Origin of the sequence: Cytobacillus sp. OWB-43 (assembly GCF_034651445.1) — a bacterium.
GTDB lineage: Bacteria > Bacillota > Bacilli > Bacillales > Cytobacillaceae > Cytobacillus > Cytobacillus kochii.
Window position 1 is genome coordinate 20,907 of record NZ_JAYEFF010000010.1, and the last position, 12,791, is coordinate 33,697.

General features: G+C 34.0%; 14 protein-coding genes. 5 read left to right on the forward strand and 9 right to left on the reverse strand.

What is annotated here, in order from left to right:
• Positions 1-159: 159 nt before the first annotated feature.
• The 5 genes from U9M49_RS21545 to sigY form a co-directional block, all read right to left on the reverse strand.
• Complete coding sequence (locus tag U9M49_RS21545; protein WP_322910592.1) at positions 160-939, reverse strand: ABC transporter permease; 780 nt, start codon at positions 937-939, stop codon at positions 160-162.
• Positions 936-1,841 carry an ABC transporter ATP-binding protein gene (locus U9M49_RS21550; protein WP_095371096.1) on the reverse strand — a complete coding sequence of 302 codons (906 nt, stop codon included), beginning with the start codon at positions 1,839-1,841 and terminating at the stop codon, positions 936-938. The genes U9M49_RS21545 and U9M49_RS21550 overlap by 4 nt, the downstream gene beginning before the upstream one ends.
• The gene (locus U9M49_RS21555) at positions 1,841-2,044 is read right to left on the reverse strand and encodes a PLD nuclease N-terminal domain-containing protein (RefSeq protein WP_095371097.1); all 204 of its coding nucleotides are present in this window, start codon (positions 2,042-2,044) and stop codon (positions 1,841-1,843) included. Before U9M49_RS21555 ends, U9M49_RS21550 begins: the two co-directional genes overlap by 1 nt.
• Positions 2,045-2,341: 297 nt before the next feature.
• Positions 2,342-2,686 (reverse strand): YxlC family protein, encoded by a 345-nt coding sequence (locus tag U9M49_RS21560; RefSeq protein WP_322910593.1) that lies wholly within the window; start codon positions 2,684-2,686, stop codon positions 2,342-2,344.
• On the reverse strand, positions 2,673-3,203 hold the full coding sequence (gene sigY, locus U9M49_RS21565; protein WP_095371100.1) for an RNA polymerase sigma factor SigY: 531 nt from the start codon (positions 3,201-3,203) through the stop codon (positions 2,673-2,675). The genes U9M49_RS21560 and sigY overlap by 14 nt, the downstream gene beginning before the upstream one ends.
• Positions 3,204-4,027: 824 nt before the next feature.
• Here sigY and U9M49_RS21570 point away from each other — a divergent pair.
• The 5 genes from U9M49_RS21570 (at position 4,028) to U9M49_RS21590 (ending at position 8,654) form a co-directional block, all read left to right on the forward strand.
• A complete protein-coding gene (locus U9M49_RS21570) occupies positions 4,028-4,726 on the forward strand; it encodes a response regulator transcription factor (protein ID WP_095371101.1) in 699 nt (232 codons plus the stop codon).
• 1 nt (position 4,727) lies between these two features.
• Positions 4,728-5,669: a sensor histidine kinase gene (locus tag U9M49_RS21575; protein ID WP_322910594.1), complete on the forward strand. Its 942-nt coding sequence runs from the start codon at positions 4,728-4,730 to the stop codon at positions 5,667-5,669.
• Between the two features lie 157 nt (positions 5,670-5,826).
• Positions 5,827-7,026: an MFS transporter gene (locus U9M49_RS21580; RefSeq protein WP_322910595.1), complete on the forward strand. Its 1,200-nt coding sequence runs from the start codon at positions 5,827-5,829 to the stop codon at positions 7,024-7,026.
• A 16-nt stretch (positions 7,027-7,042) separates the two neighbouring features.
• Complete coding sequence (locus tag U9M49_RS21585) at positions 7,043-7,966, forward strand: ATP-binding cassette domain-containing protein (RefSeq protein ID WP_322910596.1); 924 nt, start codon at positions 7,043-7,045, stop codon at positions 7,964-7,966.
• Positions 7,959-8,654 (forward strand): ABC transporter permease, encoded by a 696-nt coding sequence (locus tag U9M49_RS21590; RefSeq protein WP_095371105.1) that lies wholly within the window; start codon positions 7,959-7,961, stop codon positions 8,652-8,654. The genes U9M49_RS21585 and U9M49_RS21590 overlap by 8 nt, the downstream gene beginning before the upstream one ends.
• 1,502 nt (positions 8,655-10,156) lie before the next feature.
• On the opposite strand, the gene U9M49_RS21595 is transcribed toward U9M49_RS21590, so the two are convergent.
• The 4 genes from U9M49_RS21595 to rpsI all read right to left on the reverse strand — a co-directional run bounded on the left by U9M49_RS21595 (position 10,157) and on the right by rpsI (position 12,787).
• A complete protein-coding gene (locus U9M49_RS21595) occupies positions 10,157-11,116 on the reverse strand; it encodes a hypothetical protein (RefSeq protein WP_322910597.1) in 960 nt (319 codons plus the stop codon).
• A 99-nt stretch (positions 11,117-11,215) separates the two neighbouring features.
• On the reverse strand, positions 11,216-11,650 hold the full coding sequence (locus U9M49_RS21600) for a hypothetical protein (RefSeq protein ID WP_322910598.1): 435 nt from the start codon (positions 11,648-11,650) through the stop codon (positions 11,216-11,218).
• On the reverse strand, positions 11,611-12,111 hold the full coding sequence (locus U9M49_RS21605) for a peptidoglycan recognition family protein (RefSeq protein WP_322910599.1): 501 nt from the start codon (positions 12,109-12,111) through the stop codon (positions 11,611-11,613). The genes U9M49_RS21600 and U9M49_RS21605 overlap by 40 nt, the downstream gene beginning before the upstream one ends.
• 283 nt (positions 12,112-12,394) lie before the next feature.
• Positions 12,395-12,787, reverse strand: a complete 393-nt coding sequence (gene rpsI / locus U9M49_RS21610; protein ID WP_095371191.1) for a 30S ribosomal protein S9 — start codon at positions 12,785-12,787, stop codon at positions 12,395-12,397.
• Positions 12,788-12,791 lie beyond the last annotated feature (4 nt).

The following is a 12,791-nucleotide window of genomic DNA, read 5'->3' on the forward strand; positions in this document are numbered from 1 at the left end:
ATATAATTATTTACCCTTGATTCTAGAGCCCTTCAAATCCTTAATTAGACTTAAAAAAACTCCTTGCTCATTAAGAACAAAGAGGGTTAACATTGATATAACAAGTTTATACCATTTTGCGAAGTGTTATATGGATAAAAATGTATGAAAAAGGATTTTTTATTCCAATAAGTCTTTTCGCTTAAATATTTGTACAGATGCGATGAGTACGACGATAATAATAGCAATAGTTGTAATAAAAGCTAACAAGAAACTAGAATCTAGTTTTCCTGACAGCAAGACCTGTCCTGTGTGCTCAGTCATCGTGGCCGGACTCCATTTCATATACTTTCCTAGAAGGGATGTAACTGTCGAAATGGCAAAGACCACAAATATTGTAACAAAAGCAACTCCTCCATTTCCTTTCATTATCGTACTAAAAAAAAGCGTCAATGTAACAACAAAAACTAACCATATGCTATAGATCACTACACTTTGAAAAACGCGCTCAAAAGCGACTGTTTCAATGAGTAAACTCGTATAATACCAAGAAGCTACATATCCAATAAGCAATGAAACGAATGTAATTGTAAGTAACCCAGCCCATTTAGATAATATATATGAGGAATAAGAAACTGGTTTAATCATGACCATAGCTGCTACTCCACTTTGTTTTTCTTCGGAAACGATACCCATTGCACTCAAAACAAGAATAAGTACACCGAGCATCCCATAATTAGATAGAACATTCATTAATACTTCTGCCCCTGTTGGAGTAGGCATTTCAAGGATTGTACCTTCTGGAAGACCCCCAAAAGTGTCCAAAATCTCCGGCATATAATACGAACTAACCGGCTGCATAACACCTAGCAAAATAAACACAATTGGAATCCATAAAATTTTATAATTCCGCACCATTTCCGTTATTTCTTTTTGATAAAGAACAGTCCATTGCGTCATGCCTTCACCACCTTGACAAATAAATCTTCTAATGTTGTTTGAGAAATCTCGAACTTACGAATCGGAAGTTTTCTATCCACGATATCTTTTAATAATGTTTGCTTTCCATTTACCATATCTTTTAATACGATGCTGGTTTTATTACCTTGAATGTCTACTTCAGATACAAAGCTATAACTCGCTATGCTCTTTAGCCAATCAACAGCCGGTGATTCGAATTCGATTTGTAAAATAGGTTGCCGATATTCCTCCATTACCCTTCCCAGGCTACCTGATATCGCAATTTCCCCAGCATGCATGATAAGAATGTCATCACTTATTTCTTCTGCATCGTGAAGGACATGAGTTGAGAAAAGAATAGTTGTTTCCTCTTTAATCTCTCTCATCATGTCCAACACTTCCCGTCTCCCAAGTGGGTCGAGTGCAGAAACAGGCTCATCTAAAATAAGTAATTTCGGACGATGAATGAGTGCCTGTGCCAATCCGAGGCGCTGCTTCATTCCACCAGAATAACCCCCTATTTTCCTTTTCTTTGCATTCGTTAGACCCACTCGTTCAAGTAATTCCTCACTCCGTTTTTCTGCTTCCTTACGATTCATTTTTGCCAATTGTCCTGCGAAAACAAGAAACTCCTTTCCGCTCATCCAATTATAGAAAGCAGGATATTGAGGTAAATACCCAATATACGGCCTTAAATCCTTTGGTTTTCCCCCTTTAAAATCAATACTACCTGAAGTCGGTGCCAACAATCCGGATAGCATTTTTAATGTTGTTGTTTTTCCTGCTCCATTTGGTCCAAGTAATGAAACGCACCTGCCTTCTTCAATATGAAAATTGATTCCTTTAACAGCATTCGTATTTCCAAAACTTTTTACTAAATCGCTTGCCTTTAATAATTCCATTAATCATTTCTCCTTCCAACAACGAAATAAAGCACTGGCCCTATTATGCCGATAAAGAGAATAACAAGAATCCACAACCATTTTGGTCCGTTCGTTTTTTCTTCTTTAATACAAGAAACTAATGCGATAATCATAAGAATTAATTGTAAGACAATAATTGGCGCAAACGCTCCCCATGGGATTCCATTTAACAGTTCATTCATTTTTTCTCCTCCAAACTGTTTATTTATCCTTAATACGATTACGTTTGCCTATTCGTTCACTCACGAAAAAAAAATCTCAGGAATTTGATCCTGAGACCTTTCTTTTAAATATTTTCCTTGCAAAAATAAGATAGATAATAAGATACGTTGGAAATTGAATAAGACCTAAGAATCCCCATAGCCAAGCATTGTGTCCTCTCTTTCGCGCGTCCCAAAACATCCACGAGCTCTGGCAAATCAGAATGAACGCAATCACGAGCCATAACCAAAGCGATATGCTACTTAGTTCATTTGAGTTCATTCATTACTGACCTTCTTTCTAGTTTTGTTAAGAGCGACGGGCAGTAAGATAATCCCCACAAGCTGAAAATAAAGAAAAAGAATTGGCTGGCGATAAACGACAGCAATCACAACTGAAAGCACTAATACTGCAACAGAGATAAACGTGAGAAGGTCTTTCCATTGTTTTTTTCGTATTCTTTTTTTCTCTAATTCAACATTCTGTTGAAACCATTGTAAGTTTGGAGTAGATACTGGATTCCATTGGTCCAGTTTTTCTAAACCATCTGTTAATTGCTTAACCGTTAATTCATCTTCATCATCCAACATAGAATTACTATTTTTAGAATCATTCTCCTTCAAGATCAGCCAACTCCTTTCGTACATTTTTTAGACCATTTGACACTCGAGATTTTACTGTTCCTTCTGCTAGACCCATCATTTTCCCAATTTCCCCATATGAATATCCGTAATAATGCTTTAATACGATTGGCATACGTATTTCTTCATCAATTTGGGCAAGTATATCAAGTACATCTGCCCATTCTTCATTCATATTTGCTACATTCCATTTCATTTTTCGGAGCGCTTGTTCGTGCTCTAGCCAGTTTTTCTCCAGCTTCTTTCTCCGCTGTTGATCGATGAAAAGGTTCGTTGCGATCGTGATGAGCCATGAGGAAAACTTGGATTCACCATTATACAGTTGGATTTTTTCAATACACTTCACCATCGTCTCTTGCGTTAAATCTTCTGCGACTTGTGGATGAAGGGTAACTTTCATTAAATACTTTACGAGAAACGAATAATTCTGTTGTAGCAGTTTCGAAAGCGCCAATGTATCTCCTTTTTTCGCCTTTTGAATTAAATCCTTTTCATCCATGAGATCTACTCCATACAATAATAATCTATATGTAATACGATTAACTGGGAGAAATCGTTCATTTTTAAAATAAAGAATTACAAAAAACATTTAGCCACAGTATTTGTCAAATGACTTGAAAGTATATATTAGACCATAAACCAAAGTATTGTTGCTCATTCAACGAGTTTAGATAATTGTTCAATTATTATAGTGTGATTAAACTACTCACATACTTTGCTTAAGTATGTCCCTCTTTAACTAACCTTCCCCCCTAGTTGAATAAGCCTTAGAATTTCATTGAATTAAAATAACTCAATTTGCAATGAGTTCATATTCCAATAATAGATTAACTCTAATAATCATACCTTTAAACAACAGATACAAAAGCTACCTTGAAGAAAAAGGGAGTTGTTTCTCCCTTTAAAATATAACCCCTTTCAGGCTAGTAAACCTGTTGTCACTATTTACTATTAAGCACTTTGATACCTTTTCATTTCCATCTTCAACTAATCTCTTTATAACGTTAATATCTTCCATCAAGTATGTTATCACACCACTTGAATGCTAATTTGAACACCTCGCGTCGATAAAGGAGTGATAAGTACTATATTTCCGAGTACTATTATTCTACCAAAGGTTAGTTATAGAGAAATATGGTCACACCCCTTCAATAAGGTAGTGTTTTCCCCCTAACGCAAAAACATTTGATAAATAAAAATAAGTGTGTCTTTCGCATTAAGGTACGCATGTAAAGGGGAGGAATGTCTTTCAAATTATAGAATAAAAATATAAGTTACCTTTTATAACATTGAAAACACTTGTAAGTTAGTAAGGAGGATAAGATGCCATACCGTATATTACTTATTGATGATGACCCTTCTATCAGTGAAATGTTAGAGAAATTTCTATCAAAGGAAGGATATTTTGTTTTAACAGCTTTTAACGGAGAAGAGGGATTAGCCCTTTTTTTAAGTGAAGATATTGATTTAATCGTCATTGATATTATGATGCCAAAATTAGATGGTATTGAAGCGATAAAGTTGATTCGAGAGAGGAGCACTATACCAATATTAATCATTTCAGCGAAAGACACTGATGTTGATAAGGCATTGGGCTTGGGATTTGGAGCTGATGATTATTTATCTAAACCATTTTCACTTGTAGAATTTTCAGCAAGAATTAAAGCAAGTATTAGAAGGGTAACTAAATATGCAAATGATACCGAACCAATACTCCATCAAATCTTTACTTTTGGTCAACTTACTGTGGACTTACATAATTATTCTGTAAATAAGGAAAATGAAGAAATTAAACTAACATCAAAGGAATTTGAATTGCTGAAGTTATTTATCACCAATCAAAACCGGGTTTTTACAAAGGATGATTTGTATAACCTTGTTTGGCAACAACATTATTTCGGAAATGACAACGTTATTAATGGTCATATTCGCAGGTTAAGAGAAAAGATTGAAGATGAACCATCCAACCCCAAATATATAAAAACATTATGGGGAATTGGCTACAAATGGGTGAGTAACTAACATGACTATTTTATACATCGGCACAACTGTCATTTTGGTAGCTATCATTTACGCTCAATATCAAATGAGTAGAACAAGAACAAAACATTTGCGTGAAATTCATAATAAGTTACATCGAATCGTCAACCAATCATCAGATGAAGTTATATTGTTATTTACAGATGACAAAGAATTGATTGATATTACAGTGGATTTGAACCGGCTTTTAGAAAAGCATAAAAAAGCTTTAGCAAATTATACAAACACTAAATGGTCAATGAAGAAAATGATTTCAAATATTTCACATGATATAAAAACTCCCTTAACAGTCACATTAGGTTATGTAGAAATGATTCAGATGGATTCTGAGTTGGATCCTGAAGAAAGACATTTAATCCTCACCAAAATTCATGACAAATCTGTAGAAGTGATTACTCTAATTGACAAATTTTTCAATTTGGCAAAATTAGAGTCAGGGGATAAGGAGGTCCCGCTTACGCGCATAAGAATAAATGATATCTGCCGCAAAAGTCTCCTGGAATACTATGATATTTTCAACAAAAAAGGCATTGATGTCCACATCGACATTCCAGATAAACCCATTTATGTGTTAGGGAACATTGAAGCACTTAAACGCATTTTAACTAATCTCATATCAAATGCAATCGTGCATGGTGGGGATGGGAAGATGATTGGCTTGAAGATTAGAATAAATGAAGACGACATTTACATCGATGTGTGGGATAAAGGAAAGGGCATAGATGAGCCATACCAGGACCGAGTCTTTGAAAGGCTGTATACGCTAGAGGATTCACGGAATAAATCTTATCAGGGCAGCGGTCTTGGACTTACAATAACAAAGCGACTTGTAGAAAAATTAGGAGGTACGATACAAATTAACAGTAAACCTTGGCAAAAAACCGTTTTTTCCTTCTCGTTAAAACGCTCGAATGAACAAAATTAACTTGATTGATCATTAAGACATTACTTTCCTTTATGGTAAAAACTATATTGTTTTTTCATTTATTTTCCAACTTAAGAAATTCTTAAGGATTAATTAATGGAAAACGAAACTTTGCTCCTTAGACTGTAAGTAAGATACAAAGAAAGGAGCAGTTTGGATGTCTAGAAATGCACAGAGAAAACTAGTTATTTTGATGGTTAATATGTTCATTGCGAATGCAAGTTTTGGCATTATTATTCCGATCTTACCAGAATACCTCCAATCTATTAATCAAGGAGGAACAGCTGCGGGATTATTAATCGCCTTTTTTGCTGGTGCACAATTATTCTTTTCTCCAATTGCGGGAAAGTGGGCTGATCAATATGGAAGAAGAAAAATTATCATCTATGGATTGGGTACATTGTCCATTTCCATGTTTGTGTTTTATGTGACAGATATTATTTGGATTCACTATTTTTCCCGTGTCATTGGCGGTCTTGGAGCTGCTATGCTCATTCCAGCGATTTTTGCGTATATAGCAGACATTACAACAATGGAACAACGTGCCAAAGGTCATAGTTTTCTATCAGCTGCCATGTCACTTGGCATCGTTATTGGACCTGGAATCGGTGGCTTTCTTGCACATGCCGGCCTCAAAATTCCATTTTTAGTCGCAGCCATTAGCTCTATAACAGCAGTCATTTTTTCCTTTTTATTATTGGAAGAAAGTAAGAAACAAGAATATGAATCTCCAAAAGACATAAAGTCAAAGGAGTCAATTGGAACAAAATTAGCTCAATCGGTTAAATTACCCTACTTCATCCCTCTTCTCATCTCATTAGTTATGAGCTTTGGATTAGTCGGATATGAATCGATTCTCTCTCTCTTTATGGAGGATCAGTTTGATGCATCTCCACAGCAAATTGCAATTATGATTACTTCAACAGGATTAGTTAGTGTCCTCGTGCAATTACTCTTCGTAGAAAAAATCGTTCGAAAATTAGGGGAATTAAAGACCATTCATTTATTTTTAGGTCTAGCGGCAGTTGGTTTCTTCCTATCATTAATAGTAAATCAATTTTATCTATTTTTTGGAATTACATTAATCATTTTCCTTGCGACATCGATTTTGAGACCAGTAGTTAATGCACTTATTTCAAGACTTGCAGGAGAAAATCAAGGATTTGCGATGGGATTGAACAATGCATATATGAGTTTTGGCAACATATTAGGTCCAACAATTGCAGGAGTTGTTTATGATGTGAATGTTTTTTATCCATTTATATTAAGTACTGTTTTCATTGTAGTGACAATTATTATTACAGGCGGTTGGCAAAAATACATGACCAGTAAACAAACCGAATTCGTTAAGGAATGAAGGGAGGAACAGATTCATGAATAGAATTATAGAAACCCGTGAATTAACAAAGGTTTTTAATGAAAAAGAGATCATCTCTAATGTGAATATTACGGTTAATAAAGGAGAAATTTATGGTTTTTTAGGACCAAACGGTGCCGGGAAAACGACAGTGATGAAGATGGTCGCAAATTTAATCAAACCGACTCGTGGGGAAATAGATTTATTTGAAAAGGCATTATCATCTAATTCCTATCAAGTTTTAGGCAAGATAGGGGCAATTATTGAACAACCGGTCTTTTATGAGAAGCTAAGTGCAAGAAAAAATTTAGAACTTCACTGCGAATATATGGGATATCATAATAAGAATGCTGTTGACGAATCATTAGAGATGGTCAAGTTGACAAACACTGGAGCTAAGCCAGTAAAGGAATTTTCAATGGGAATGAAGCAAAGATTGGCAATCGCACGAGCAATCATGACAAAACCTGAATTACTTATACTAGATGAACCGATTAATGGATTAGATCCTGTTGGCATTAAAGAGATAAGGAAATTGTTTAAAAAGCTAAATAAAGAATATGGAATAACCATTTTTATCTCAAGTCATATTCTAGCAGAAATTGAACATATTGCTGATAAGATTGGCGTTATAATACAGGGAAAGCTAATGGAAGAAATTCCGATGGAAAAAGTCAGAGAAAATAATAAAGACTATATAGAAATCGTGACCAAAGATTCCGCAAAAGTAGCTTTGATACTAGAACACCATTTAAAGATTACAAATACTAAGATGCTAGATTCACTAACCATACGCGTTTATGATTTGGGAGTACCCCAAGGTGTCATTTCAGAAGTCCTATTTAAACACGGAGTAGTGATTGAATCTATTTATCATAAAAGCAGTTCATTAGAGGATTACTTCTTTACCTTATTGAATGGTGGTGGAGTCAGTGCTTAAGCTTATGAAATTAGAAATGCAAAAATTTGAAATAACAAAGTATGTGAAAGGTGCGCTAATTGCCAATATTGTCATCCTTTTTCTAATATGTCTAATCGCTTATGTTGAAACGAATCAAGGAATTCAGGTCATGACAAGTCATTATATGGCTATGGAGATAATAGAAACAATCATAAGAGTCACATTTATCATTTTTGCGGCTGTACTTTTGTCTCAAATTGTTATAAGTGAGTATAAAAATAAGACCATTAATGTCCTTTTTATGTATCCTATTAAACGAAGAACCATTCTAATAGCAAAGTTACTTGTAACGGTTTTGTTTACTTTCTTTGCTATTATCTTCTCTTTTATTATAGTGGGAAGCGGATTTTACTTGTTTAATTCTTTTACAAATGTTATTCCTGAACCGTTAAGTGCCACAATCATTATCAATTCCTTTGGAAAGGTAGTATTCAATGCATTGGCTGCGAGCTTAATTAGCTTAATTCCACTTTACTTTGGATTAAAAAAATATTCAGTCCCAGCTACAATCGTTTCAGCCTTCTTTGTCTCTCTAATCATAAGTCAAAATATAAATGGCTTTTCATTATATTCAATTATTATCATACCTATTACTCTCTCGTTAATAGGATTAGCAACTGCTATTATTGTCATTAAAAATATAGATAATGGAGATATTATCACTTAATAAGGGACCCGAAGCTTGGGAGGATACGTCCTTAAGGATAGATGAACCTATTCAATTTACCCAGTTTTAAGGTACCCCAATGAAATATAAAGTAAATTTGACGGGCTCCTTCTCTGATATCGAGAACCTAACTTTCCAATAATTCAAATAAAAAAGCTATTTATAAGAGATAAAACACTATATCGAGTTCAGAGTTTTCTTTTGCCTCTCTTCCTAACAACACTCCAAGCTAATAAAACTCATTGATAATTTGATGTGAGTTACTTCGATAAGGTCACGATATTTAAATATGCTTCACCTCTAATTATACTAATTTTTATACTGGCTCTGCATTAAAAGAAAAATCTCTTAAAAAATTCCTTTTCTACTAAACCTCTCCGTTAGTAGAATTAGGATTAATATATGCCTTTGCCATAACCATCCTTTTTTACTATGTATGAGTTTCAATATAAAGGATATGATGAGCAGCATAATTATTTTAATCCAAGGATTAGGAATAAATGTGAGTATTTGTTGGATTTTTATCTAAAAGGACTTTAGAACTTTAACATAGTAATATTATAGTTAGAAATGGGGTAATTATATTTTAAATTTGAGCCTTTAGGTTTTATTGAAAGTGGTGTTACTTATCATATTTCTGCAACTGAGAATAAGGTCACAGTTGTTGCTAAAACAGGAGATTTAAGTATTAAGTGTACCGGAAAAACCTTTAAAGGTACTATCTCAGAAGCAAAGAAAAAAATTAATGAAGAAAACTATTTGAAATCGTAATCCTATCTCATTTGAGAAGAGTTATTTTTTAAAATCATGAAGAAGGAATTTTCACCTCACAAAAGAAGTATATAGTATTATAACTTTTCATATTACAATTTGAGGTGACATCATGATTCTTTCCATAGTAATTAAACTAAATGTAATTGATTGGACATCTATTGCAGCAATATCGACATTTCTAGCTGTTCTTGTTTCTTTATATTTATCTAAGGTAGAGAGAAGAGAACGTATTACTTTGATTGACAGTACTATCGGTGGGGATTATTACGAGAAGTATGGTATTGTGAGGACTATCAAGATACAAAATACGGGTCATAGGGATGTATTAATCGAAGATTTATTTTTTCCCAAGAGATACATTATCAGATTTAATACAACTAATTATTATTAATAAAAGGAACATCTACTATCCGTCTAAATTATTCATTTTGGTTAAATGCCTATTCAGTAAGGAAGGAAGTATACTCTTTACTCCATATGAATTTACCCATTCTGAAGAATATTTAAAAGAAAGTACCAAACTACCAATAGTTTTAAAAAGTTTTCATTCAGCGCAAATTATCATACCTAATACATACTTTAAACATCTTATAAAGAATGATGAAGAAGAAAATACTGTTCCTTTCTTTGTTTTAACTGGGACAGGAAAAAATTCAGAGGAAAAATAACTATCTATAATGGTTAAAGATATTTAAAACTATAAAAGCCCTCAATGAAAGGGCTTTTAACTACATAAAGATATGTTCTAAGAAAAAATTATCCATTTCATCATTATTCTTCGAAAAAACTTCGTGCTCGGCAGAAATTAATTGTCTTAGAATCTCATCTAACTTTGTAGAGTAAGAAATAAGTTCCTGATCATTACTTTTTATACTCGATCCATGTATAATCGTGGACCTAAAACCATAAACTTTCTTTATAAACTTATATAATTCAATTTTTTCATCTTGAGAAGTGCCTATCATAATCCCGACTCTTTCCGATATTCTATGTGTTAAATCAGTTGTTGAAGTACTAAATAAACATTCGAGTGCTGTGCAATAGAAAACTATCTTCATAGGTAAAGCAAAACTTGTTCTAGCTACAAGTGTAAAATAAAAAGCTTTCACTAACCTTCCTGGATCACCACTTTTATAGAAAAGAGATGTATCAGGCAATTTCCCGCCAAAACTTTCCTCATCTACCTCATCTAAAGAAAAAGGAGTATATGTATGAATGGCCTCTTCAATTTCTTTCATTGTGAAAATATCATCAATTTGTTTGCCATCAGCACGCTTGAAAGTCTCTGTTAAAGATGCTTTATAAGTTCGTCCATCTTGGATCTCTTTTTCATATGCAATTAAAAAACCATCCCTTACATAAACCCCATTATCCTTTATCCTCCATAGACTGTTTACAAATTCTTGTGCATCTCTCAAAAATGTAAATGTCATATTTGAGCCCTTATTGTCCATTTCATCGAAAGTTTTTATATCCTTACATACACCATACTTATAAAAATAAACTGTATCATTAAATTCATCAACTGAATGTGACCCTGCAGTCCACCTTAAAAGATCACTATTTAAAATATCATTCCTTTCCTTTTCACCATTTGATATTCTTGTTCCTGGAATGAGTTCCTTACCCTTATTAAGTATGTTTTCTAATTTTAATCTATGAAGAATAGTAATAAATTTGTATTTCAACTTTTTACCCCCAAAATATTTTATATATATTACTATTCTTCAAAGTAAGTTATCCTTCCTTCAATAGTCACGTTTTTTTGTAAAATCCTTACTACTTCCTTAATTCGCTAAGTAATTCAGTATTTTGTCCCGTGTTCCCTTATAATTCTTAATTCCGTATTTAGAAGCAAGCTTTTTTCGATTTGCAAATGAAGAATCAACATTAATTGACTTCAAATAATCAACCACGCTAGTTGTTTTCATATCGCCTTTTTTGGCTGATTTACTCGTTTGAGTTGTACCTTTTTTCTTCATTTTTTCAAGCAATGTTAAGTTTTGTGCTGGAGTGCCTGAATAATTCTTGATGCCGTGCTGAGAAGCAAGTTTCTTTCGATTGTTAAATGAGGAATTGATTCCTTTTGATTTTAGGTAATCAACAATACTACTTCCTTTATATTCCCCTGACGGCTTGGCTGCTGGCTTCGAAACAGGCTTGGAATGCACGGGTTTTGCAACTACTGATTTATTAGCCAAAACAGCCTTGTAATCAAACACTGGGCACTCTTTCCAAGCATATCCACTGAATTCATTGTGTCCTTTAACATATTTAATATGAGGGTATTTTTTTGTAACGTAGCAACTAAGTTGCGCAAGCTTTCCTCTTGTTTTTTTGTAGGTTTTTCACTTCTGAAATCCCCTGTTAAACAGATGCCAATCGCATAATTATTGTGATCACCTACATGATAAGTCCTTAATTCAATGTCATTACAAAATTTGATTGTCCCATCAGGCTCAATTACATAGCTATAACCAATGCTTGGCCAACCGTGTGTATCTACATGATATCTCGCATAGCCTTCAGCATTAGAACCCCCAAGCCCTTGCTTAGTTAAACTATGATGAATGGCTAATGTTGTTTTACCTTTTAAACTCAATACAGGAAATTTTAATCTCGGGTGCCTTTTTACTTCGTTTCTAAAGTCCACAAATTTTGGTATATCTAATAATCCTGCCATTTTATTAACACTCCTTTTATTTTTATGTGGAAATAAAAAAGACTGCCCTATTGGACAGCCTTATAATTTATCTCCTTTTTCTAACCAAGCCTTTTGTTGTTTAGCCTTTCAATAATGAATGTATATACTCATGTCTCAAAAACAATGTCTCAAAAAACCGCTGAAAACTTCCTTAAATTTATGGAATTAGAATAAATTAGGTCAAAATTAGGTCAAAAGCTATTTTTCTCATCAAAAAAGACCCTTGAACAAAACTGTTCGAGGGTCTTGAAACGTTGGTATATTAACGTTTTGAGAACTGAGGTGCACGACGAGCGCCTTTAAGACCGTATTTTTTACGTTCTTTCATACGAGCGTCACGTGTTAATAGTCCAGCGCGTTTTAGTGTTGGACGGTATTCTGGATCAGCTAGAAGTAACGCACGAGCGATACCGTGGCGGATTGCGCCAGCTTGACCAGTGTATCCACCACCTTTAACATTTACAAGAATGTCGTAGCTTCCTACTGTTTCAGTAGCTACTAGTGGTTGTTTAACAACTTCACGTAAAGCTGCAAACGGGATATATTCATTGATTTCACGACCATTGATAACGATTTTACCGTCGCCAGGGACTAAACGTACGCGAGCTACTGAGCTCTTACGGCGACCAGTACCAGTATATTGAACCTGTGCCAAGTTA